Origin of the sequence: Jiangella asiatica (assembly GCF_004349065.1) — a bacterium.
GTDB lineage: Bacteria > Actinomycetota > Actinomycetes > Jiangellales > Jiangellaceae > Jiangella > Jiangella asiatica.
In genome coordinates this window covers 63612-84111 of the sequence record NZ_SMKZ01000008.1, presented here as the reverse complement: position 1 = coordinate 84111, position 20500 = coordinate 63612, and the positions used below count along the sequence as shown (strand labels likewise).

At 71.4% G+C, this 20500-nt stretch carries 23 protein-coding genes; 8 read left to right on the top strand and 15 right to left on the bottom strand.

Features of this window, described 5'->3' with window-relative positions; genetic code table 11:
* Nucleotides 1–338: 338 nt before the first annotated feature.
* The 7 genes from ftsR to clsA form a co-directional block, all read right to left on the bottom strand.
* Complete coding sequence (gene ftsR / locus E1269_RS08060) at nt 339–1007, bottom strand: transcriptional regulator FtsR (RefSeq protein ID WP_131893293.1); 669 nt, start codon at nt 1005–1007, stop codon at nt 339–341.
* Nucleotides 1008–1069: 62 nt separating this feature from the next.
* Nucleotides 1070–1612: an FHA domain-containing protein gene (locus tag E1269_RS33760; protein ID WP_420810605.1), complete on the bottom strand. Its 543-nt coding sequence runs from the start codon at nt 1610–1612 to the stop codon at nt 1070–1072.
* Between the two features lie 168 nt (nt 1613–1780).
* On the bottom strand, nt 1781–2167 hold the full coding sequence (gene gcvH / locus E1269_RS08050; protein ID WP_239000822.1) for a glycine cleavage system protein GcvH: 387 nt from the start codon (nt 2165–2167) through the stop codon (nt 1781–1783).
* An 82-nt stretch (nt 2168–2249) separates the two neighbouring features.
* A complete protein-coding gene (locus E1269_RS08045; RefSeq protein WP_131893175.1) occupies nt 2250–3515 on the bottom strand; it encodes a DUF881 domain-containing protein in 1266 nt (421 codons plus the stop codon).
* A complete protein-coding gene (locus tag E1269_RS08040; RefSeq protein WP_131893173.1) occupies nt 3508–3840 on the bottom strand; it encodes a small basic family protein in 333 nt (110 codons plus the stop codon). Before E1269_RS08040 ends, E1269_RS08045 begins: the two co-directional genes overlap by 8 nt.
* Nucleotides 3837–4685 carry a DUF881 domain-containing protein gene (locus tag E1269_RS08035; protein WP_131893171.1) on the bottom strand — a complete coding sequence of 283 codons (849 nt, stop codon included), beginning with the start codon at nt 4683–4685 and terminating at the stop codon, nt 3837–3839. Before E1269_RS08035 ends, E1269_RS08040 begins: the two co-directional genes overlap by 4 nt.
* Before the next feature lie 104 nt (nt 4686–4789).
* On the bottom strand, nt 4790–5389 hold the full coding sequence (gene clsA, locus E1269_RS08030; protein ID WP_203433158.1) for a cardiolipin synthase ClsA: 600 nt from the start codon (nt 5387–5389) through the stop codon (nt 4790–4792).
* A gap of 562 nt (nt 5390–5951) precedes the next feature.
* Here clsA and E1269_RS08025 point away from each other — a divergent pair.
* Both E1269_RS08025 and E1269_RS08020 read left to right on the top strand, forming a co-directional pair.
* A complete protein-coding gene (locus E1269_RS08025; protein ID WP_131893167.1) occupies nt 5952–6416 on the top strand; it encodes a MarR family winged helix-turn-helix transcriptional regulator in 465 nt (154 codons plus the stop codon).
* Nucleotides 6413–7987, top strand: coding sequence for a DHA2 family efflux MFS transporter permease subunit (locus E1269_RS08020; protein ID WP_131893165.1), 1575 nt, complete (start codon nt 6413–6415; stop codon nt 7985–7987). The genes E1269_RS08025 and E1269_RS08020 overlap by 4 nt, the downstream gene beginning before the upstream one ends.
* A gap of 99 nt (nt 7988–8086) precedes the next feature.
* Here the strand turns inward: E1269_RS08020 and E1269_RS08015 are convergent, their stop codons facing one another.
* Nucleotides 8087–8680, bottom strand: a complete 594-nt coding sequence (locus tag E1269_RS08015; protein ID WP_131893163.1) for a dihydrofolate reductase family protein — start codon at nt 8678–8680, stop codon at nt 8087–8089.
* Nucleotides 8681–8842: 162 nt separating this feature from the next.
* On the opposite strand from E1269_RS08015, the gene E1269_RS08010 reads away from it, so the two are divergent.
* The gene (locus tag E1269_RS08010) at nt 8843–9259 is read left to right on the top strand and encodes a VOC family protein (RefSeq protein ID WP_131893161.1); all 417 of its coding nucleotides are present in this window, start codon (nt 8843–8845) and stop codon (nt 9257–9259) included.
* A 76-nt stretch (nt 9260–9335) separates the two neighbouring features.
* On the opposite strand, the gene E1269_RS08005 is transcribed toward E1269_RS08010, so the two are convergent.
* Both E1269_RS08005 and E1269_RS08000 read right to left on the bottom strand, forming a co-directional pair.
* Nucleotides 9336–9914 carry a DoxX family membrane protein gene (locus E1269_RS08005; RefSeq protein WP_131893159.1) on the bottom strand — a complete coding sequence of 193 codons (579 nt, stop codon included), beginning with the start codon at nt 9912–9914 and terminating at the stop codon, nt 9336–9338.
* Between the two features lie 139 nt (nt 9915–10053).
* On the bottom strand, nt 10054–10488 hold the full coding sequence (locus E1269_RS08000) for a pyridoxamine 5'-phosphate oxidase family protein (RefSeq protein WP_203433154.1): 435 nt from the start codon (nt 10486–10488) through the stop codon (nt 10054–10056).
* A gap of 144 nt (nt 10489–10632) precedes the next feature.
* On the opposite strand from E1269_RS08000, the gene E1269_RS07995 reads away from it, so the two are divergent.
* Nucleotides 10633–11301: a response regulator gene (locus E1269_RS07995; RefSeq protein ID WP_275264119.1), complete on the top strand. Its 669-nt coding sequence runs from the start codon at nt 10633–10635 to the stop codon at nt 11299–11301.
* A gap of 3 nt (nt 11302–11304) precedes the next feature.
* On the opposite strand, the gene E1269_RS07990 is transcribed toward E1269_RS07995, so the two are convergent.
* Nucleotides 11305–13005 carry a sensor histidine kinase gene (locus E1269_RS07990; protein WP_131893155.1) on the bottom strand — a complete coding sequence of 567 codons (1701 nt, stop codon included), beginning with the start codon at nt 13003–13005 and terminating at the stop codon, nt 11305–11307.
* A 183-nt stretch (nt 13006–13188) separates the two neighbouring features.
* Between E1269_RS07990 and E1269_RS07985 the strand changes: the two genes are divergently transcribed.
* Nucleotides 13189–13923, top strand: coding sequence for an SRPBCC family protein (locus E1269_RS07985; RefSeq protein ID WP_131893153.1), 735 nt, complete (start codon nt 13189–13191; stop codon nt 13921–13923).
* A 130-nt stretch (nt 13924–14053) separates the two neighbouring features.
* On the opposite strand, the gene E1269_RS07980 is transcribed toward E1269_RS07985, so the two are convergent.
* Nucleotides 14054–15334 carry an MFS transporter gene (locus tag E1269_RS07980; protein ID WP_203433152.1) on the bottom strand — a complete coding sequence of 427 codons (1281 nt, stop codon included), beginning with the start codon at nt 15332–15334 and terminating at the stop codon, nt 14054–14056.
* 358 nt (nt 15335–15692) lie between these two features.
* Here E1269_RS07980 and E1269_RS07975 point away from each other — a divergent pair, with 358 nt between their 5' ends.
* Together E1269_RS07975 and E1269_RS07970 are read left to right on the top strand one after the other, a co-directional pair.
* Complete coding sequence (locus tag E1269_RS07975) at nt 15693–16127, top strand: DUF4383 domain-containing protein (protein ID WP_131893151.1); 435 nt, start codon at nt 15693–15695, stop codon at nt 16125–16127.
* A 74-nt stretch (nt 16128–16201) separates the two neighbouring features.
* On the top strand, nt 16202–16573 hold the full coding sequence (locus E1269_RS07970; RefSeq protein ID WP_131893149.1) for a DUF6401 family natural product biosynthesis protein: 372 nt from the start codon (nt 16202–16204) through the stop codon (nt 16571–16573).
* Between the two features lie 33 nt (nt 16574–16606).
* Here E1269_RS07970 and E1269_RS07965 read toward each other — a convergent pair whose 3' ends face one another.
* Genes E1269_RS07965 through E1269_RS07955 form a run of 3 tightly spaced genes read right to left on the bottom strand, consistent with a single transcriptional unit; the run spans nt 16607 to nt 19561 of the window.
* Nucleotides 16607–17485 carry a mechanosensitive ion channel family protein gene (locus E1269_RS07965; RefSeq protein WP_131893147.1) on the bottom strand — a complete coding sequence of 293 codons (879 nt, stop codon included), beginning with the start codon at nt 17483–17485 and terminating at the stop codon, nt 16607–16609.
* Entirely contained in the window at nt 17443–18090 is a 648-nt protein-coding gene (locus E1269_RS07960; RefSeq protein WP_131893145.1) for a hypothetical protein, read from the bottom strand. Before E1269_RS07960 ends, E1269_RS07965 begins: the two co-directional genes overlap by 43 nt.
* A 19-nt stretch (nt 18091–18109) precedes the next feature.
* The gene (locus E1269_RS07955) at nt 18110–19561 is read right to left on the bottom strand and encodes a serpin family protein (RefSeq protein WP_131893143.1); all 1452 of its coding nucleotides are present in this window, start codon (nt 19559–19561) and stop codon (nt 18110–18112) included.
* 162 nt (nt 19562–19723) lie between these two features.
* Here E1269_RS07955 and E1269_RS07950 point away from each other — a divergent pair, with 162 nt between their 5' ends.
* Nucleotides 19724–20368, top strand: coding sequence for a class I SAM-dependent methyltransferase (locus tag E1269_RS07950; protein WP_131893286.1), 645 nt, complete (start codon nt 19724–19726; stop codon nt 20366–20368).
* Nucleotides 20369–20500: the final 132 nt, after the last annotated feature.

The following is a 20500-nucleotide window of genomic DNA, read 5'->3' as shown; positions in this document are numbered from 1 at the left end:
CCACCGGGCGGGTCAGAGCACAACCGCTGGTCGCTGCCGGTTGTGGTTTGGGCCGCTCTCGACCCGCCCGGCGCCGGCGTACGGCGGAAACCATCAGGGGGACGGCAGGGGTGTGGGCACGGTTCCCGGGCCCGCTGTGCCTCGTGATCATCGACGATCCGGTACGTCACCAGGATGCTGTGTGCTCCACCATGGTTGTGAGCCTGGTGAAGCGCGGGAACGCCTGGTGATGTCGCGGATCGTTGATGATCACGCGGCCACGGCGGGGCGGTGTCGGTGAGGGCCTACGGGACACGTCGAGCGACGGGGCACGGTGCGGGCCCTCGGCGGGCGGGGAGTCATCGCGAGAGGCGGCGGATGCCGGCGTCGACGAGCGCGGCGTGCAGGCGCAGGGTGAGCCGGGCGACGTCGGCGGCGGTCTCCTCGGCGCGGCCGCGGGAGTCGGCGCCGCGTTGTCGGAACAGCGTCGCCACCACCTGCTCGACCAGGTCTACCTCACGCTCGGCGGCGCTGCGCACGGCGCGCAGGTGGCGCGGCTGCAGGCCGTAGTCGGACAATTCGCCGACGGTGCGGGCGATCAGCAGGGCGTCGGCGTCGTAGCGGCCGCCGCGCCGCGGGGTGATCAGCCCGAAGGACTCCAGCTCGGCCAGCAGTTCCTCGTTGATGGCCGCGGCCTCCAGCAGCGACGAGCGCGTGAGCACGACCTCGTCGTTCGGGCCGGCCGCCGATGTGTAGGGCGTGACCGTGCTGCCGCCGTCGGTGACCAGCTCCATGCCGCGATCGAGCTGCGCGAGCTGCTCCTTGATCACTCGCAGCGGGAGGTAGTGGTCGCGCTGCACGGTGAGGACGTAGCGCAGCCGCGCGACGTCGTCCGGGGTGAAGCGCCGATACCCCGACGGCGACCGCTGCGGCTCGACCAGGCCCTCGGTCTCCAGGAACCTGATCTTGGAAATGGTGACATCGGCGAAGTCCGGCCGCAGTTGCGCCAGCACCTCGCCGATGCTCATGGTCTGGTCGGCCGGCGCAGCGTCGCGGCGGGCCCCGCCGCCCGCACGAGCCTGCGCCGGACTCACCTGGGCCCGCCTCCGAACCCGTGCTGGCTGGAGTAGTAGACGAGCCGGTACTTGCCGATCTGCACCTCGTCGCCGTTGTTGAGGGCCACCTCGTCGATACGGTCGCGGTTGACGTAGGTGCCGTTGAGGCTACCGACGTCGGAGACGACGAAGCCGCCGGGCATCCGCCGGAACTCCGCGTGCCGGCGTGAGACGGTGACGTCGTCGAGGAAGATGTCGGAGTCCGGGTGCCGGCCGGCGCTCACCACGTCGGTGTCGAGCAGGAACCGGCTCCCGGCGTTGGGGCCGCGCAGGACGACGAGCAGCGCGCTGCCCTCGGGCAGGGCGTCGACGGCGGCCTGGTCGGCGGCGGCGAGGTCACCACCATCGTCCGGCTGGACCTGCGCCGTCTCCTCGCGGACCATCGCCATGGTGCTCGTGGCGTCACCCCCCGTCTCGGCCGGCTGCATCGGCCGGACCAGCGGGGTTCCACACTGGGAGCAGAACTTCGCGTCGGACGGGTTTTGGTGACCGCACTGGGTGCAGAACGGCATCGGCATGGCCTCCCGCCACGGGTCTCCCCGCGACTCGAGTCGGCGGCGCTACGAGTGTCTCACGACCCTCGACCAGCGCCTGAGGGTTTTCGGATTCTGGCAACCTAGAACCGCCCCCCGCCAGGGGTCAACTGGCCATCGGCCCCTGGCGGCGTCGTGGTTCTCACACGAGTGTCATCCCTCCACCTGGGTGCGGTAGTCCTCGGCAGTCAGCAACTGCTCGACGGCGACGGGGTCGGCCGGCACGATCTCCAGCATCCACCCCGCGCCGTAGGGGTCGGCGTTCACCTGCTCCGGTGCGGCGTCCAGGTCGTCGTTGCGGGCCACGACGCTGCCCGTGACCGGCGCGAAGAGTTCGCTCACGCTCTTCGTGGACTCCAGTTCCCCGCACACCTCACCGGCGGTGATCTCGTCGCCGACGGCCGGCAGCTGGACGTAGACGATGTCGCCGAGCTGCTCCTGGGCGAAGTGGGTGATGCCGACGCGCACACTGCCCTCGGCCTCGCCGGGGGTGCGCACCCACTCGTGCTCCGGTGTGTACCTCAGGTCGTCGGGATACAACGAAAACTGCCTCCTTTCCGGCACGCGCTGCCGGTTGACGGGGTGTCGGTGGGGCTCGGTGGTGGGGACGGCCGGCATGGGCTCATTCGTCGTCCTCGTCATCCGGCGCCGGGTGAGCGTACTTAGGCGATCGCGGCTCGTGCAACACGTCGACGGTCAGCTCGTCATACTCGGTGACGGTGGCGTCGGCGTCCTCGTCCTCGATGCGCTGGACGATGCCTTCGGCGAACGTCATGGCACCGGACAGCTCGCGCGGATCGCCGATCGCGACGATCTCGTACGGCGGCTCCATGTCGACCCCACCGACGCGCAGCACGCCGGGCTCGGGGTTCTCGAACGCGGTGTCGGCGATGACCCGCACCGCAGTGTCGTTGCCACGCCCGCGGATCTGGATCGCTTCGGCGCCGGCCACCCGCAGCTCGTTGATCGCCTGGAGCATCAGGACGGCGTGGACCTGGTGGTCGGGGTCGGTGATGGTCATGATGATGCCGGAGCCCGTCGCCGGCACGGTGCCGGCCAGGACGCCGACTGAGCGGGCCCGCTCCTGTGCCAGCTCCAGCGCCTCCGCCTCGGTGTCGGCGCCGCTGACGAGGTCGCGACGGTCGACCTCGAGCTCGGCGACGTGGTCGTCGAGACGGTCGGCCTGGCGGCGCAGCCCGTCGAGGATCTGGACGAGATCGTCGCGCCGGGCGTTGGCCAGCGTGTCGTCGTCGTCCGCGCGCACCTGCACGACGGCGCCGAAGCCCAGCAGGGCGACCAGCAGGCCCACCCCGACGTGGCCGAGGTCGGGCCGCTGGGTGATGGCCTTCCAGAGCCGGCGGGTGCCCGAGGGCGCCGCCGGGGTGAAGCGCGGCGGCGGGCCGGACGGCAAGGCGTCCTTCTCCGGCTCGGTGTGCACCCGGGCGTGGCTGCCCGCCGACCGCGGGCGGTCGCCGCCGGTCGGCCGGCTCGGGACGAAACGCGCCGACGTGGGAGGAGTGACCGCGTCCTCCGGTGCGGCGACGCCATCGGGTGCGACCGGTCCGGCGCTCGTGTCCGTGCCGCCGTCCGCGTCGGGCGAGCCGGCCCTGTCGGCCTCCGGCGCGCCGGCCCTCTCGTCCGTGTCGTCGTCGTCCGTGTCGTCGTCGTCCGTGTCGTCGTCGTCCGTGTCCGGCGAGCCGACCTCGTCGCCGTGGTCGTCGCCCTCGGCCGCGGGACCGCGCGCGTCGGTCACCTCGTCGTCGACGGCGTCCGGCGCGGCGTCGTCGTCACGGACGTCCTCGGGCTCGCGGACGGAGTCGACCTCGCGGACGTCGTCGAGGTCCGGCGCGCCGCGGGCGTCGTCGAGGCTGTCGTGACGGTCAGGCATGGAACAGATGCCGCCTGATCGTCGCGACGTTGGTGAAGATGCGGATGCCCAGGACGACGATCACCGCCGTCGACAGCTGCGAGCCCACGCCGAGCTGGTCACCGAGGAACACGATGAACGCCGCGATGAGAACGTTGGCGATGAAGGACACCACGAAGACCTTGTCGTTGAAGATGCCCTCCATGACCGCCCGGACGCCGCCGAACACCGCGTCCAGCGCGGCGACGATGGCGATCGGCAGATACGGCTGCAGCTCCAACGGCACGGACACGTCGAAGAAGACGCCGGCGAGGATTCCGACGAGCAGACCGATGGCCGGGATCACGATGCTCCTCCCGGGGTTGCGTAGGTCAGCGGCGTGTTGCCGGCCGACAGTGTCAGCGAGTCCTCGCGGCGCACGCTGAACTGCAGGCCGTTCTGGCTGGCGGCACTGCGCAGCCACTGGCCGCCGGAACCGTCGCCGAACCGGCCGGGCAGCGCCTCGGGATCGCCGATGGCCTGGATCTCGTAGGGCGCCGCCATGGGCCGGTAGTTGATCTGTACGATTCCCTCGGCCGAACGGATGGCGGTGAGACCGGTGATCCGCTCGCCGTTGATGCTGACGGCCTCGGCGCCGGCCGCCCACAGGCCGTTGACCACCTGACGCAGGTCGACGTCGAGGACGCGCGCCAGACCGGGCTCGTCGGCGCTCTCCGCCTCGTCCGCGTCGTCCACCGTGACCACTACCCCTGGCCCCGTCACCGCGATCGCCCCCGCACTGGCCTGCAAACCCTCGACTTCCTCACGCACCTGCTGCCCGGTCGTGGAGTCCTGCAGGAGTGTCTCCTCGAGACTGTTGATCTCCGACTCCAGCGCGTTGATGTCGCCCTGGAGTTGGCTGACACGCTCGTCCTCAGCGTAGATCTGCTCGATCAGCCCCTGCCGCTCCGAGGAGACAACATTAGCGGTGTCGCGAACCTGCAGGACAGCGGCCGTGACAAGCAGCCCCAGCGCGACCATGCCGAGGGCCAGCGCCGGCGAGAACCGCACCGGTGGCCGGGGCCGGACTCCCGACGACGTGCCGCCGGGACCGTTGCCCCCGGGGTGCTTGCCAGCGGCCCGGTCGCGCGCCGCGGCCTCCTCGTATCCCGGCTCCAGCGGCTTGGCGAAAAGATCGTTGAGCAGCGACATCGACTCGTCCGGCCGCCGCAGCGGTCGAACTCGAGGAGTGTGCCCTGTCACCACGTCCCTATGCTCGCACGGGCCGGTCCCGGCACCGCGCCGACATCACGGCGTCAGGCGGATTTCGGCGCCGGAGCGCTCAGCACCCGCCCGGCCTGGAAGGTGTAGAGCACCGCGGCCCACCAGTACAGGGCGACGCCCCACAGCACGAAGGCCCAGCCGAACACCCGCGCCAGCATCGCCAGCGTGCCGTCGGCGTCACCCCACAGCAGCAGCGGGAACGCGTAGAGCAGGCAGGCCGTGGCGGACTTGCCGAGGAAGTGGACGGGCAGGCCGGTGATGCCCCGCCGCGCTTTGAGGACCGCGACGACCACCGCCATGTATACGTCCCGCGCGACCAGGAGCACCGCGAACCACAGCGGGATGATGTCACGCAGCGTCAGCGCGACGATGGTGGTCAGGATGTAGAGCCGGTCGGCCAGCGGGTCGAGCAGCTGCCCGACGCGGCTGATCTGGTTCAGTCGCCGGGCCAGCCAGCCGTCGAGGTAGTCGGTGAAGCCCGACACCGCCAGCAGCACGATGGCCAGGGTGTCGGCCTCCTCGACCAGCACCAGCCAGAGGAACACCGGAACGCCGAGCAGCCGCAGGAACGACAGCAGGTTGGGGACAGTGAACACCCGGTCGGTCTGGACCGCCGTCTCCTGGACCTCCACGGCCCGACACCTCCCCCGTGCCGCCCCGTACAGACACGTGCCCGACATCGCCGAGCGCCTGCTGCGACCTTAGCCGAGCATCCCGCCCCGAGCCCACCCGACCGTGATCTTCCCAGTGCCCCACGCTGTCGACGACGGCGTCGGCGCGCGGGTCGACGACGTGGCACGGGCCCGGCCGACGACGGGGGCGCGGACGCCACCACTGCGCGGTCGACGCACTGCTCGAGCAAGCGCGCCGGAAGATCTGCGGCGCTGAGCGCACCGGTGACCTTCGTGATCATCAACGATCGGCGACAACACCAGGACTTCTGGTGCTCTACCAGGCCTGCATTCACGGTAGAGCGCTAGACGTTTCCGTGAAGTGCGTCGCCGTTCAGCAGGATCCCCCGAGCATCATCATGATTGCGAGCATGGTGTGACACGAGATCTCGTGCTGAACGTGATCATTCGAGGCTACGCGCGCGCCACGGGAGCGGCGGAAGGGCCTCATTCGGGGACGACGTGATCGGTATCACGTCCGCAATGGTTGCAGGGCCGTTAGTATTCGCGGGATCATGCTCGGGTGTCCGAGTCTGCCGAGGGCGAGTTCGCCGCCTCGCTGGAGGCATTCCTCCGGCAGATCGGCTGCGCCCGGGCCGAGTCGGACCTGAACTCGATGGTCGCGCTGGACCTGTCGATCTCCCAGCTCCGCTGCCTCATGGCGCTCTCACGGCACACCGAACCCATCCCCATCAACGAGCTCGCCGACGAGCTCGACCTCACTCTGGCCACCGCCGGTCGCAACGTCGACCGGCTCGTCGCGCACGGCCTGGTCGTCCGGCGCGAGGATCCGCACGACCGCCGCGTCCGCCGCGTCTCTTTGTCGGAGGCGGGCCGTGACGTCATCGTCGACATCGACGCCGCCCGGCAGAGCGCGCTGCGGGCGTATGCGAGGTCGCTGCACCCCGTGGACCGGGAGCGGCTGCAGGCCGCCCTCGCTCCGATCGTCAACGCAACACCGTCACAGCTGGAGGATCACCACTCATGAGCACACCTGCCGGACCCCCTGACGTCGGGTCCGACGACGACAAGCTCGACCGCGGGGTACTCAAGGTCGCTGGCGTCGTGGTGCTCGGCGCCATCATGTCGATCCTCGACGTGACGGTCGTCAGTGTCGCCCTGCCGACGTTCCAGAGCGAGTTCAACGCCACCTACGCCACCGTCGCGTGGACGATGACGGCCTACACCCTGGCCCTCGCGGCGGTCATCCCGATCACCGGCTGGGCCGCCGACCGCTTCGGCACCAAGCGCCTCTACCTGACGTCGCTGGTGCTGTTCGTCCTCGGCTCGGTGCTGTGCAGCATGGCCTGGGACATCGGCCCGCTGATCGGCGCGCGCATCCTGCAGGGCCTCGGCGGCGGCATGCTGATGCCGCTGGGCATGACCATCATGACCCGCGCGGCCGGTCCGGACCGCGTCGGCCGGGTCATGGCCGTGCTGGGCATCCCCATGCTGCTCGGCCCGATCGGCGGCCCCATCCTCGGGGGCTGGCTGATCGAGGCCGCCACCTGGCACTGGATCTTCCTGATCAACCTGCCCATCGGCATCTTCGCCTTCATCGCGGCGTTCCGGGTGCTGCCGAAGGACCAGCCGCAGCCGTCGGAGACGTTCGACTTCGTCGGCATGGCGCTGCTCTCCCCCGGCCTCGCCGCGTTCCTCTACGGCGTGTCGTCCATCCCGGAGCACGGCACCGTCCGGGCCGGCGAGGTGCTGGTCCCGGCCATCATCGGTCTGGCTCTGGTGGTCGCGTTCGTGTTCCACGCGCTGCGCAAGGACCATCCGCTGATCGACCTGCACCTGTTCCTGAACCGGCACCTCACCATCGCCGTCGTGACCATGTCGCTGTTCATCGTGGCGTTCATGGGTGCCGCCATCCTGTTCCCGAGCTACTACCTGCAGGTGCGCGACGAGACCACGCTGATGGCCGGCCTATTGATGGCACCACAGGGCCTCGGCGCCATGATCACCATGCCGATCGCCGGGCGGCTGACCGACAAGACCGGGCCGGGCAAGCTGGTGCTCGGCGGCATCGTGCTCATCGCGGCGGGCATGACCACGTTCACCCAGCTCACCGCCGACACGTCGTACCCGCTGCTGCTGGGCTCGTTGTTCGTCATGGGCCTGGGCATGGGGATGACGATGATGCCGATCATGACGGCGGCGCTGGCCAGCCTGACCCACGGCGAGGTGGCCCGCGGCTCCACGCTGATGAACATCGTCCAGCAGACCGGCGGGTCCATCGGCACCGCGGTCATGTCGGTCATCCTGACCAACCAGATCCTGAACGACCAGGCCGCGACCGCTTACAACGGCGTCGTCCAGGGTGTGGTCGAGGCCGACCAGGTGCCACCGGAGGTGCTGACCGCCGGCCGGTCCGCGCTGGCCGAGGCGTTCGGCTCGACGTTCACCGTCGCAGTCGTGCTGGTGGTGCTTTGCCTGATCCCGGCGCTGTTCCTGCCGCGGACCAAGCAGGAGCTGCGTACCGACCCGCGCACCGATGACGGCGAGGCCCACGGCGACGGTGACGCCTCCCAGGCGCCGCCCATCGTCCTGCACTGACGCCTCCGGAACCCGATCGACGACGGGGTCCGCATCGGCCATCCGGCCGGCGCGGACCCCGTCGCGGTCAACCGTCCGGCCGACGTGCGACCCGAGGGCTCAGCGGCGCACCCGGTATCGCAGGTGCGTCACCCGCTTCCCCTCCACGATCCGCGGGTCCTCCAGGAACACCCGGTCCTCGAGGTTGTCGAAATACCGGATGCCCTCGCGCAGGAGCACCGGCACGAGGTCGATCCTGACCTCGTCGATGTACCCGGCGTTGAGGCACTGCTGGACGAGGTCCGGCCCGGCGACGCCGATGTCGCGGTCTCCGGCGGCGGCGCGGGCCAGCTCCATCGCCGTCGGCAGGTCGCCGACGAAGGTGAACGGCGCCTCCGGGATCGGCGGCCAGTCAGCCGGCGGCGGCCGGTGGGTGACGACGAACGTCGGCACGCCGCCCGGCGGCACGCCGCCCCAGCCCCTGGTGTAGTCGAAGATGCCTCGCCCGCAGACGAACGCGCCCTCCCGGTCCGTCACCGTCTCGTGCCAGTACCGTGCGCTGGCCTCGGTCATCCGGAAGGTGATGTCGTAGCCGGCCGGCTTCACCTCGACGTCGCCGTTGGAGTACCACTCGAAGAGCGGCCCGACATCACCGCTGGGGTCGGCGATGAAGCCGTCCAGCGAGGTCGAGAAGCTCGACAGCACGATGCCCATGTCCATCTCCTCATGACTCCGGTGCCCGGTACTGGTCCGACCGCGGCCGCGCCCGGAAATCATCGCGAGGTCCGCCGCTGCCATTCACCCAGGGGTCATCCGGCGGGTCTAATGTCGACGTGGGCCGAGAGCCCGACCGCGCGACGACGAGGAGGTCGGACCGTGAGCGTTCGCTTGAACCCGTACCTGGGCTTCCGTGACACCGCCAGACAGGCCATCGAGTTCTATCGGTCGGTCTTCGGCGGCGAGCTGACCATGAACACCTTCGCCGAGCTGGGGGCCAGTGAGGACCCGCGCGAAGCGAACAAGATCATGCACTCGATGCTGGTCACGGACGACGGTCTTGTCATCATGGCCGCGGACACACCGAACGCCATGCCCTACACGCCGGGTTCCAGCCACTCGGTCTCGCTCAGCGGCGACGACGAGGCCCGGCTGCGCGGCTACTGGGAGAAGCTCTCCGACGGCGGCGCCGTCACCGTGCCGCTTGAGCAGGCCCCGTGGGGCGACACCTTCGGCATGTGCGTGGACTCCTTCGGTGTGAGCTGGATGGTGAACATCACCGGCGCCCCGGCCTAGACCCTGGACAGACGTCGCGCGCCGGACCCCTCCCCCGTGGTGTTCCGGCGCACGACGCGTCTTGGGGTCCGGCGGGTCACACCAGCCAGCGGTACCGGCGGACGAGCGGCAGCCACTCCCAGACCCGGCCGAAGCCGAAGTAGCGGCCGGCACTGGTCAGCGCCACGACGACGAGCGCAATGGCCTCGACGAGGTGCTCGTCCACGAACGGGTTGGTGTCCAGCGGCAGCGAGGCCAGGTACATCAGGCCCAGCATGACCACCCCGGCGACGGCGGCGACGCGCATGCCGATGCCCAGGATCAGCGCCACCCCGATGCCGAGCAGGCCCAGCATGAACAGCCAGTCCGCCCAGCCCTGACCGGCCAAGTCGTTGAAGGCGTCTCCGAACAGCCCGTCCGCCCCGGACAGGTACCCGGTCGTGGGGCTGCCGCCGTCGATCCAGGCGTTCTCCGCCGGCGTCGCATAGCCCAGCCCGAACGTCTTGTCCAGGAACGTCCACAGGAACGTCCAGCCCAGCGCCAGCCGCAGCGCCGCGAGCGTGTACCGAAGCGCGCGCGAGGGCGCGTGCGTGCGGACGGCGGCCCCGTTGACGGCCACGGTGGTCTGCGGTCTAACACCCCGGAGAGGCACGTCGTGGCTGCTGGACGTTGTCATCGTCCCGGCCCTTTCTGTTGGCGCCGGCCGCACCGGCTCTGCGCCCAGTCCATCGCCGGGACCGGCGGTGCCGCTGCTGCCGAACGTCGCCGGGCGGCGGGACCTTGGTCCCCGGCGCAGGAGGACGGTCGGCCGCCGGTCAGAGCGCATCGGGGCGGGACACGATGCGCCGCCCGCGCACGATCTCCGGCCGGATGCGGATGAAGTGGGGTCGATCCCCCGGCGCCCAGGGCGTCAGCCCGAGCGTGGACAACCGGTGCCGCTCGGCCTCGTCACCAACCGGCTCGGCCCGGCCGACCAGGACGACCGACCATCCGGTCAGGGCGGCTTCGTCGTACTGGTCGCCCTCGAACGCCACGACGGCCGACCGCGCCGCCTGGGCGAGCTTGGACCCCACACCCGTGCGGATGATGACGTCGTCGCCGTCCAGGACGAAGTTCACCGGCTGGATCGCCGGTAGCGCCGCCTCGGTGAACACGATCCGGCCGATCGGCACCGTCGCCAACAGTGCATAACAGGTCGTCCGGTCGAGTTTTTCGAGCCCGGCGGAGTCGGCGTGGATCAACGCGTTCACTCCACCAGGCTGCGTGCGCAAGGCGTCGCGGGCCAGGGCCGAAGGTCCCGACCCACCGGGTCCGGGCAGCTCGAGTCGACCGGCCCGTCCGCCGCGGGACCTTGGTCCTCGCCCCGCAGCCATTCGCCCCGTACCGTCGACGATGTGAGCACCGACCGCGTGATCAGGGTATTCCTGCTCGACGACCACGAGGTGGTCCGGCGCGGCGTCGCCGCCATGCTCGAGACCGAGCCCGACATCGACGTCGTCGGTGAGGCCGCCACGGCCGCGCAGGCGACGGCTCGCATCCCGGCGTTGCGCCCCGACGTCGCCGTCCTGGACGTCCGCCTGCCCGACGGCGACGGCGTCACCGTCTGCCGCGAGATGCGTTCCCGGCTGCCGCAGCTGCAGTGCCTGATGCTGACCTCCTTCGCCGACGACGACGCTCTCTTCGACGCCGTCATGGCCGGTGCCTCGGGCTACGTGCTCAAGCAGATCCACGGGACCGACCTGATCGGCGCGGTGCGGGCACTGGCGGAGGGCAAGTCGCTGCTCGACCCGGAGAGCACCGCCCGGATGCTGGCTGGGCTGCGCGACCGTGCCACCCGGGCCGACCCGCTGGCCGCGCTCACCGACCAGGAACGGCGCATCCTCGAGCTGATCGGCGAAGGGCTCACCAACCGGCAGATCGGCGAGCGCATGTTCCTGGCCGAGAAGACCATCAAGAACTACGTGTCCAGCCTGCTCGCCAAACTCGACCTGAACCGCCGCACCCAGGCCGCGGTGCTGGCGGCGCAGCTCAAGTCCGAGGCCAAGCCGCCGCGCGAGGCGTGAGGCTCACCGCAGCGGCACCTCCCAGGTCAACGCCGTCCCGCCGGCCTCGCCCGGCCGCACGTCAAACGTCCCGCCCAGGGCGTCGGCCCGTTCGGCGAGGTTGGCCAGACCGCTGTTGCGCCGCTGCGCCGGCAACCCGATGCCGTCGTCGGACACCACCAGCCGCACTCGGCCGCCCGCCGCCGCCACGATGACGTCGACGCGCGACGCCCGCGCGTGGCGCACCACGTTGGACAGCGCCTCCTGCAGCACGGGCACCAGGTGCTCGCCGACCTCGTCTGGCACGGCGTTGTCCAGCGCGCCGATCAGCTGCAGGCCGGGGGCGAACCCGAGCTGCTCCCCGGCCGACTCCATCACGCCGACGAGCCGGCCGCGCAGCGTCGGCGCGGCGTCGTCCTTCGACGACGACTGCAGCGCGAAGATCGTCGACCGGATCTGCCGGATGGTCGCGTCGAGGTCGTCGACGGCCCGCTCGACCCGCGCCGCCACGTCCGGGCGGTCGATCAGCCGGGCCGCGGCGGTCAGGCTCATCGCGCTGGCGAACAGCCGCTGCACCACTACGTCGTGCAGGTCGCGGGCGATGCGCTCGCGGTCGTCGACCAGACCGTGCCGTTCGGTCTCGCGGCGGGCGTCGGCCAGCTCGAGCCCGATGGCGGCCTGGTTGGCGAAGGCGTGCACCATGCGGCTGGCCGGCCCGAAGAACGGCGCGCCGCCCCGGTGCTTCACCAGCACCAGCACCCCGCGCACCTGGGGCTTCGCGCCCAGCGGCACCAGCAGGGCCGGCCCGTTGGGCAGCCGGTCGAGCAGTGGCGACGGCTCCGGCCGGCGGCGGATTTCGTTCACCGAGCGGGGCTCGCCGGAGGCCACGACCGCGGCGGACAGCGTGCCTTCGGCGGTGAACTCCAGCCCGTTCAGCTCGTCCGCGCCGGCGCCATCGGCCGCCGCGATCCGCATCGTGCGGCCGTCCATGTCCGGAACGGCGACCACGGCGGTGTCCGACGACGTCATCGCCCGCGCGTGGGTCACGATGAGGCGTAGCGCCTCGCCCACGTCCCGGCCGGACAGCAGCACGTGGGTTACCTCGCCCGAAGCGTCCAGCCAGGTCTCGCGCCGGCGGGTGGCGTCGTACTGGCGGGCGTTGTCGATGGCGATGCCCGCGGCCGTGGCCAGCGCCGTCACGATGGTCTCGTCCTGCGCGTCGAAGTGCCGGCCGCCGTTCTTCTCGGTCAGGTAGAGGTTGCCGAACACCTCGTCGCGGACCCGGATCGGGACCCCGAGGAACGTACTCATCGGCGGGTGGCCGTCAGGGAACCCGTACGACTCGGGGTGCTCGGAGATCTCCTCCAGTCGCAGCGCCTCCGGCTCCTTGATCAGCAGCCCGAGGAGTCCGCGGCCGTGCGGCCACTCCGCGATCCGGGCGATCTCGCCCTCCGTCACCCCGATCGGGATGAACTGCGCGAGCTGGCCGTCGCCGCCGACCACCCCCAGCGCACCGAACCGGCAGTCGACCAGCCGGATCGCCGCCTCCACGATGCGTCGCAGCACTGTCTCCAGCTCGAGGTCGCGACCGATGGAGACGACCGCCTCGAGCAACGCGTGCACGCCGTTCTGGGCGGCCACCACCGCCTGCAAACGTGCCTGTACTTCGCCGAGCAGCTCCTCCAAAGGCAGCTTCGGCAGGATCTGTTCGGATGCGCTCCCCATGCGTCCCCCTCCGAGCCCCGCACCAGTGTTACACCCGCACGGAGCAGTGTCGAGGATGCCCGCCGGCAGCGGCAGGGGCCATGACCTCGGACATCGGGGCCTCAGCAGACGGTGCGGACGGCCCGCCGCGGTCAGGACGTTGGTCCCTTTTCCCCGTCCCGAGGACGTGTTGTCCTCGACGGTATGCACACGATCCGTGACCGGCACGGTGGCCCGTGGGCCGCGCATCGTCACGCCCGGGATCGCCGTCGCGCCGTCGTCGCCACGGTCGCCCTGACGGCGTCGACGAACGCCGCGCTCGCCGCCCGCGCCCGGCTGCGGAACCGGGGCGCGACGCCCGACGAGGTCACCCGCCCGCTCCCCGGGGACGACCTGGTCACGGAGGCCGCCTCCACCAGCACTCGCGCGGTCACCATCCACGCACCGCGAGACGAGGTCTGGCGCTGGCTCGTGCAGATCGGCCGCGAGCACGGCGGGCGGTACAGCTACGACTGGCTGGAGAACCCGTTCGGCCTGGACCTGCGCGGCGACGTCACCGGCGGCACTTGGCACCACCTCGCCGTCGGCACCCCGGTCCGGGCCGCGCCACCGGGGGCGCAGGGTCCGCGCGACGACTATGCCTTCCAGGTAGCCCGCGTCGACCCGGGCAAGGCGCTGGTGCTCAGCCAGCATCCGCCGCAGCACCCATGGCATGCCACCTGGGCCTTCGTGATGGTCGAGGACGCACCCGGCGCCTGCCGGCTGCTGGTGCGCGGCCGTGCCACGTCGGCGGCCAGGCTGGCCGCCCGCCTGCCCCGGGTCGGTGGCGAGCTGGTGGACCCAGTCGTGCTGATCATGACCCGGAAGATGCTGCTCGGCGTCCGCGCTCGCAGCGAGTTCGCGCACGACCAACGGAGCCGCCGGGCACCGGGCGGCTGACCCGGGACCCGCACCTCACCGCCCGGCTAAGCCGTCCGGACAGGCGTCTGGTCCCCGGCGACCCGGAGCGGGCGGTCTTCGCCGCGTTCGCGCGCGCGGGCTGTCCCATGATCATCAACCGGTGGCGACGCTATGACGTCGCCACCGGTTGATGATCATGGGGCCACCGGCGCAGCGCGAGCACGAGGGGCGCCGGCGCGAGCACCAGCAGGACACCGCAGACCCACAGCGCGGGACGCAGCCCCGCCGTCTCGCCGAGGACGCCGCCGAGCAGCGCTCCCAGCGGGAACGCCGCCATCACCAGGAACCGCATGGTGGCACTCACCCGGGCGAGCAACCGGTCCGGGCACAGCCGCTGGCGCAGGCTGAGGCTGCTGACTGCGTAGACGATCTGCCCCAGCTCGCCGGCAGCCATCCCGATGACGGTGAACGTCACGGCCGTCCATCCGGGCCGCGCGAGCGGGATCAGCAGGGTGAGCGGCCCGGTCACCGCCAGCGACAGCCAGACGATGCGCGCGCTGCCGATCCTGCGCGCCAGCCATGGCGTCAGCACGGCGCCCGCCATCACCGTCGCCGAGCCGCCGGCCACCACCAGCCCGATCACCGTCGGCGACAGCTGCAGCGTGCGAGCCAGGAAGACGAACGTGACCGCCGACGCCAGCGCGAACGCGAGGTTCGACAGTGCGCTGGCCACCGCGATCGCTCGCAGCACCCGATGGCGTAGGACGAACCGCAGACCCTCGCCGATGTCGGCCCGCAGCGACGTGCCGGCCGCCGGCGGGCGCGATCCGCCCGCCTCCTGGTGCCGGATGGCCGCGATGGACGCCGCTGAGACCGCGAACGTCACCGCCTGCACGAACACGACGTTCGCCGCGCCGGCGACGGCGACCAGCCACCCGCCCAGCCCAGGCCCCACGAACTGGCCCGACGCGCGCATCGTCTCCATGGCGGAGTTCCCGGCGAGCACCCGGTCGCGCCCGACGATCGATGGGACGTAGGCCTGGTAGCCGACGTCGAAGAACACCCGGGCCACCCCGGTCAGCAGCGCGATCACGACCAGCTGCGCGATCGTGAGCACACCGAACCACGCGGCCAGCGGGATGGTGGCGAGCGACACGGCGCGGACGACGTCGCTCGCGACAAGCACCGGCCGGCGCGGCCACCGGTCCAGCCAGGCCCCGGCCGGCAGCCCGATCACGGCGAACGCGACGGTCGACGCGGCCGCGATCAAGCCAACCTCGAACGGCGAGGCATCGAGTGTAAGCACGGCCAGCAACGGGACCGCGATGCCGCTGACCTGGGCACCGAACTGGCTCGTGGTCTGGCCGAGGAGAAGGAGACGGAAATCGCGATGAGCGAGCAGCGAACCACCGGACACGGTGTGGACCTCCTGGAAGCTGGAGAGGGACAACTCCCCTCCCAGCAGCTCCACAGGCGTCGCTACGGGGGGTCGAAGCTACCGGCCGCTCCCCCGTCCGGTCAACCGTCGGCGCGATGGCGGCCACCCCACCCGTTGGTGGCGGGAGGGCCGAAGCGAGGCCGGGGGGCCAAGCCAAGGCGGACGCTTCACTGCATCGTGCCGCGGTCGGCGTGCGCGCCGGGCCGGCATGCGTGACCGCGCCGGTGGGTACATGCCCGGCACGGCGACGTCGGAGGCATCGCGCCCCGGCGGTGCTCGCCGCCCGACCGTGCTCGACGGCACATCGTCGTCGGCGGCCGGCTCACGAAGGGGGAGCAGAACCATGACACAGGGCGTGGGCAGGAGCGGCATGACCGCGACACCGGTGCAGACCGCCGCCACCATCGTCGGAGTCGTCTTCCTGGCGGTCGGTGTGCTCGGCTTCATACCGGGCATCACCACCGACTTCGACACCATGGAGTTCGCCGGCCACGACTCCGAAGCCGAGCTACTGGGGATCTTCCAGGTCTCGATCCTGCACAACATCGTCCACCTGCTGTTCGGCGTCGCCGGGCTGGCACTGGCCAGGACGGCCACCGGCGCACGGGCGTACCTCATCTGGGGCGGGCTCGTCTACGCGATCCTGTGGCTGTACGGGCTGCTGGTCGACAAGGACAGCTCCGCGAACTTCGTGCCTCTCAACGCCGCCGACGACTGGCTGCATCTCGGCCTCGCCGCCGCCATGGTGCTGCTCGGCGTGGTCCTCGGACCGACGCGCCGCGCCACGACGGCCGACCAGCCCTGATCGGCCGGCGGCTGTGCGCACGACCCGACACCCCGGCCGAGGGCCACCCACGGGCACCATTACCCTGGGCAGCCATGAACTGGTTGGCCCCCCGCCGCAGAAGGACCGCAGCCCAGCGCGAGCTCGCCTCGCTCGCCGACCGACTCGGGATGGCCGACCTGTCCGAATGGCCCGCGGGCCGGCTCGCCGCCGTCGACCAGCACGCCGCCGCTGTCCGCGACATCCTGCTGCTCAGCGGTGAAGACACCGGCCCGGCGGAGCTGGCCAACTACGCCCGCGGCATCGAGGACGTCGCCCAGGAACGCGGCCGGGCACCGGGCACGCCGAACTGGGACGCCCCGGACTGGGTGTCGCTGCGACTCGCCGGCGTCAGCATCCTGGCCATGGCCGATCCGGCCATGGCCAGCATCGCGGGCGGCGACGTCGACCCGCTGGCGTCCTCCTAGTCGTTCAGGCGGACGGATTCACCCGCACGGCGACTAAGGCCGCCGGCCGGCGTCATCGGACCCCCAGGGGGACGTCCCGGCCGGTGGGACCGTGCCAGCCGGCGGCGTGGTGTCCGAAGGCTGGGACGTGCCGGACGGCGGGACCGCGCCGGCGGGCGGGGTGGTCGCGCCGGCCGGGGGCATCTCGGTCGGAGCCTCCTCAGCCCTCAGCGCGTCCTCTCGACCGCGCTGGTAGGCCTCACTGCTGGCCCGCGCCTGCGGGATCTCCTGCTCGGCACGCCGCAGCCAGCGCTCCCAGCGCTGTTCCATGGGACGGAGCAGGCCGCCGCCGACACCGATGATGACGACGCCGGCGACCGTCGCCAGGACGGCGATCAGCACCGGGGTGGTCACCGCGGTCGCGACGCCGATCTGGTTCAGCGCGGCGATCACGCCGAGCGCGATGACGAAGATCTGCACGATGCGAGCGACCAGGCGCCCGTAGCTCAGGCCGCCGAGCGCACTCCCGATGATGTCGGCGAGCGCCGTCGCGACCGCCGTCGCGACGACCACGATCACCACCGCGACGATCGCCTGCGGCAGCCAGGCGACGATGTCGGACAGCAGGTCGCTGACGGGGTTGGGCCCGAAGACGCCGAAGGCCATCTGAAGGGCGATCAGCAGCACGGCGTAGTAGACCAGGGTCGCGATCAGCCCGCTGGCGTCGTACTTCGACCGTTCCAGTGCTCGTTTGACGCCGCCGCGCTCAACCGCGCGGTCGAAGCCCACTCGCTCCAGGACGACATCGACCAGCTTGCGCAGTGCCTTCGCGACCAGCCAGCCGACGAACAGGATCACCAGGAACGCCGCGAGCTTCGGCAGGAACGTGATCACGGCGTTGAGCGCGTCGTTCCAGGATTCGGTGACGTCCATCGGGATTCACATCCTTTCGAGCCAGGCGAGCCGACCGGCCATCGGCCCTGTCCCCCGTGCTTCGTCAGCACCCGGAGAGGAATACCCGCCGGCAACGATTCCACGCAGGTCACCCCCATCCGCGCGCGGGCGAGCACCGTCCCGGCTGCCCCACCGGTGAGCGCGGACCCCACGCCGGTCCACTCGTTGCGGCCGACGATCTCCGGCCGGCCGGGCTGGTCGACCCGCCACGTGTGTTTCAGCGGCCGGGCCGACGGCGGGATGCGCCGCACGAGTCCGATCTGTGCGCCGTCGCCGTCGCGCACCCGGAAGTGGTGCTCGTCGCCGACGGTCTCCCGATCGTCCACGCTCACCAGGGTGCTGGTGGCGTCCTCGTCGAGAAACAAGCGCCTCGCCACGCCGATGCCGTGGATGCTGGGCTTGAAGAACGCGCACGGAGCGAGCGGGGCGTCGGCGGCGTCGCCGAGCGGGGTTCGCACCGCGAGTCTCCCCGCGACGAGCTTCTTGACGAACCGTCCCGTCGTCCGCTCCTTCGTGGTGATCTCGAAGGCGACGATCGTCCGCCAGTCGACGACCGGTGGCGGCGGCTCGGCTGCCTTGGGCATGGTTACCGTCCTGCGCGGATCAGGCGAGCGGGTCGGTGACGCGGCCGACGAACAGCGGCGTTGCGGTAGCGACGTCGTGCAGCACGAAGACGAAGGGGCGGTCGACGATGAGCTCGACGTTGTCGTCCGGCGGTGCGGCGCCGGTGTCCATCTCGACCGAGGTGGCGGCGGCCGCCTCGGTGCCTTCCTCGTCGACGGTGATGGTGGCCTCGTGCCGGACCTCGCTGACGACCAGCGGCACGACGTCCGGGTCGGAGCTCATGGGCGCGAAGTCGGTGGTCCGCGGATCGAACGGCGCGGTGACACCGAGTCCGGCCAGGGTCTCGGAGAGGGTCGTCGTGGTTCGCAGGTCGAACTTCGGCAGCTGGAGGTCGACCATCGCGGTCTGCTCGTTGGCGAGGATCGTGCCGAGGAGCGCACCGTCGAGGCTCCCTTCGACGGCGTCGAACGCACCCGCGTCCGGCACCAGCAGCGTCATCGCCAGCTCGCCGCCCGCGTACGGAATGGCCACCGCCTGCCAGCCGTCGCCTGCCTGGTAAGGCATCGTCGTCTGGGCGGTCATCGCGGGCGCCTGCTGGACCTGGCCGTCGGCGGTGGTGAAGTCGCGCTCCCCCACGTCGTCGAAGGCGGTGTCCCAGGGCGCCTTCGCGTACAGGGCGTTGACGAGGACGAGCTTCGTGGCGGCGCTGAGGGCGTCGGCGGGGATCAGTTCGCTGATCTTGTCCTCGGTGTTGTCGGCCACCCAGCCGTTGATGGCGTCCCGCGCGGCCGGCGCGTCGGCGAAGTCGACCTGGCGCACGCCGGCGTCGTAGTAGCGGGCCAGGGCGTCGAGGAACGGCTCCTCCCACTCCGCGCCGTCCTGCGCCCACAGCGAGTTGGCCGACGAGAGCGCCACCTCGGCGGATTCACCGTCGGCGTTCTCGCGTTCGCCCGAGCGTTCGTCCAAGGCCTGGTCGAGCGAGTTGAACGCCTGCTGCAGTTGATCCGGATCGTCGGTACCGAGGAGAGTGTCGAGCTGCTCGGCCGACGCGCCGCTCGCCCCCGTGCGCAGCATGCTCAGGGCGATCCCTATGCTCGCCGGCGAGTAGACGAGGTTGGCCTCGCCGCCCGCGGCCAGCGGCGCGTACAGGCTCGCGGCCAGGGTGTTGACCACCTCACCGGCCGCCCGTGCGTCGTCGGCGGTGGCGTCCTGCCGCGGCGCCTCCGAGCGGGCCACGTCGACGTCGCCGCCGCAGCCCGAGGCGACGACGGCGACGACGGTGGTGACGACAACGGCCAGCGCCCGCCGGCCGGTCCGAGATCGTCCACGCATGGTCATTTGGACGCACGGCACCGCGATCTGGTTCGCTCCGGCGCCGATCGGCCCGCCTGAGCCGACGGCTCGGGCCGTCGTCGCCAGGATGGCCGCGACCACGTCGTCGGGGACGTCGGACATCGGCACGTGCCCGCCGCCGCGCAGGTCCACCCGCACCGTGTGCGGGGTCGGCTGATCGGTGAACGCGACTGGCGGCGCAGCAGGACCCGCGGCCGTGCGGATTTGCCGATTCGGCACAGCAACTTGCGATCGCTGCGGGGCGGCGGACACGATGCGGCGGTGACCCCGACCACGGAAGACGACGACGCCTTGAACGGCATGCCACAGACCACCGACGCGGCGGAGTTCTGGAACGCCAGGTACCAGGAGAACGAGCGGATCTGGAGCGGCAACCCCAATCCCGTGCTGGTCACGGAGGTCGGGGCGCTCGCACCCGGTCACGCCGCCGACCTGGGCTGTGGCGAGGGCGCGGACGCCGTCTGGCTGGCGCGCCGCGGTTGGACGGTGACCGCGGTCGACATCTCGTCCACCGCGCTGGCCCGCGCCGCCGACCACGCCGCCGACGCCGGTGTCGCCGACCGGATCACCTGGGTCCAGCACGACCTCGGCAGGTGGACCCCCGACGAGACCTACGACCTCGTCTCCGCCCAGTTCTTCCAGTCCCCCATCGACCTGCCGTCCGAGCGAATCCTGGCGACGGCCGCCGGCGCGCTCCGTCCCGGCGGCACGCTCCTGGTCGTCTCGCACGCCGCCTTCCCGCCGTGGGCCAGGCACCACGATCACGACGTCGACGTCCACTTCCCGACGCCGGACGAGCTGGTCGACGCCATCGGCCTGCGCGCGCAGCCGTGGGTCGTCGACGTCGCCGAGGTGCGGCCGCGCGCGGCGACCGGCCCTGACGGCCAGAACGCCACCCTCGTCGACACCGTCGTGCGCGTGCGGCGAGGCGACGACGTCACCTAGACCTTGCGCCGACCGCGTCGCGTTGGCCCGCCCGATCACGGTCCTTGGCACACGAAGCCACCACCGGCGGGTCCGTCTTGTCGTCGTTCATCGCGACAACCTCTGCACCGAAGCGCGGCACAACCATTCATC

Excerpts from the sequence above, each read along its gene's own strand:
- ftsR (WP_131893293.1), bottom strand. The coding sequence starts at position 1,007 with ATGAGCATCGGCGAGGTGCTGGCGCAACTGCGGCCGGACTTCGCCGAT.
- E1269_RS33760 (WP_420810605.1), bottom strand. The coding sequence starts at position 1,612 with ATGCCGATGCCGTTCTGCACCCAGTGCGGTCACCAAAACCCGTCCGAC.
- E1269_RS08045 (WP_131893175.1), bottom strand. The coding sequence starts at position 3,515 with ATGCCTGACCGTCACGACAGCCTCGACGACGCCCGCGGCGCGCCGGAC.
- E1269_RS08035 (WP_131893171.1), bottom strand. The coding sequence starts at position 4,685 with ATGTCGCTGCTCAACGATCTTTTCGCCAAGCCGCTGGAGCCGGGATAC.
- E1269_RS08020 (WP_131893165.1), top strand. The coding sequence starts at position 6,413 with ATGAGCACACCTGCCGGACCCCCTGACGTCGGGTCCGACGACGACAAG.
- E1269_RS08015 (WP_131893163.1), bottom strand. The coding sequence starts at position 8,680 with ATGGGCATCGTGCTGTCGAGCTTCTCGACCTCGCTGGACGGCTTCATC.
- E1269_RS08005 (WP_131893159.1), bottom strand. The coding sequence starts at position 9,914 with ATGACAACGTCCAGCAGCCACGACGTGCCTCTCCGGGGTGTTAGACCG.
- E1269_RS07990 (WP_131893155.1), bottom strand. The coding sequence starts at position 13,005 with ATGGGGAGCGCATCCGAACAGATCCTGCCGAAGCTGCCTTTGGAGGAG.
- E1269_RS07985 (WP_131893153.1), top strand. The coding sequence starts at position 13,189 with ATGCACACGATCCGTGACCGGCACGGTGGCCCGTGGGCCGCGCATCGT.
- E1269_RS07975 (WP_131893151.1), top strand. The coding sequence starts at position 15,693 with ATGACCGCGACACCGGTGCAGACCGCCGCCACCATCGTCGGAGTCGTC.
- E1269_RS07970 (WP_131893149.1), top strand. The coding sequence starts at position 16,202 with ATGAACTGGTTGGCCCCCCGCCGCAGAAGGACCGCAGCCCAGCGCGAG.
- E1269_RS07965 (WP_131893147.1), bottom strand. The coding sequence starts at position 17,485 with ATGGACGTCACCGAATCCTGGAACGACGCGCTCAACGCCGTGATCACG.
- E1269_RS07960 (WP_131893145.1), bottom strand. The coding sequence starts at position 18,090 with ATGCCCAAGGCAGCCGAGCCGCCGCCACCGGTCGTCGACTGGCGGACG.
- E1269_RS07950 (WP_131893286.1), top strand. The coding sequence starts at position 19,724 with ATGCCACAGACCACCGACGCGGCGGAGTTCTGGAACGCCAGGTACCAG.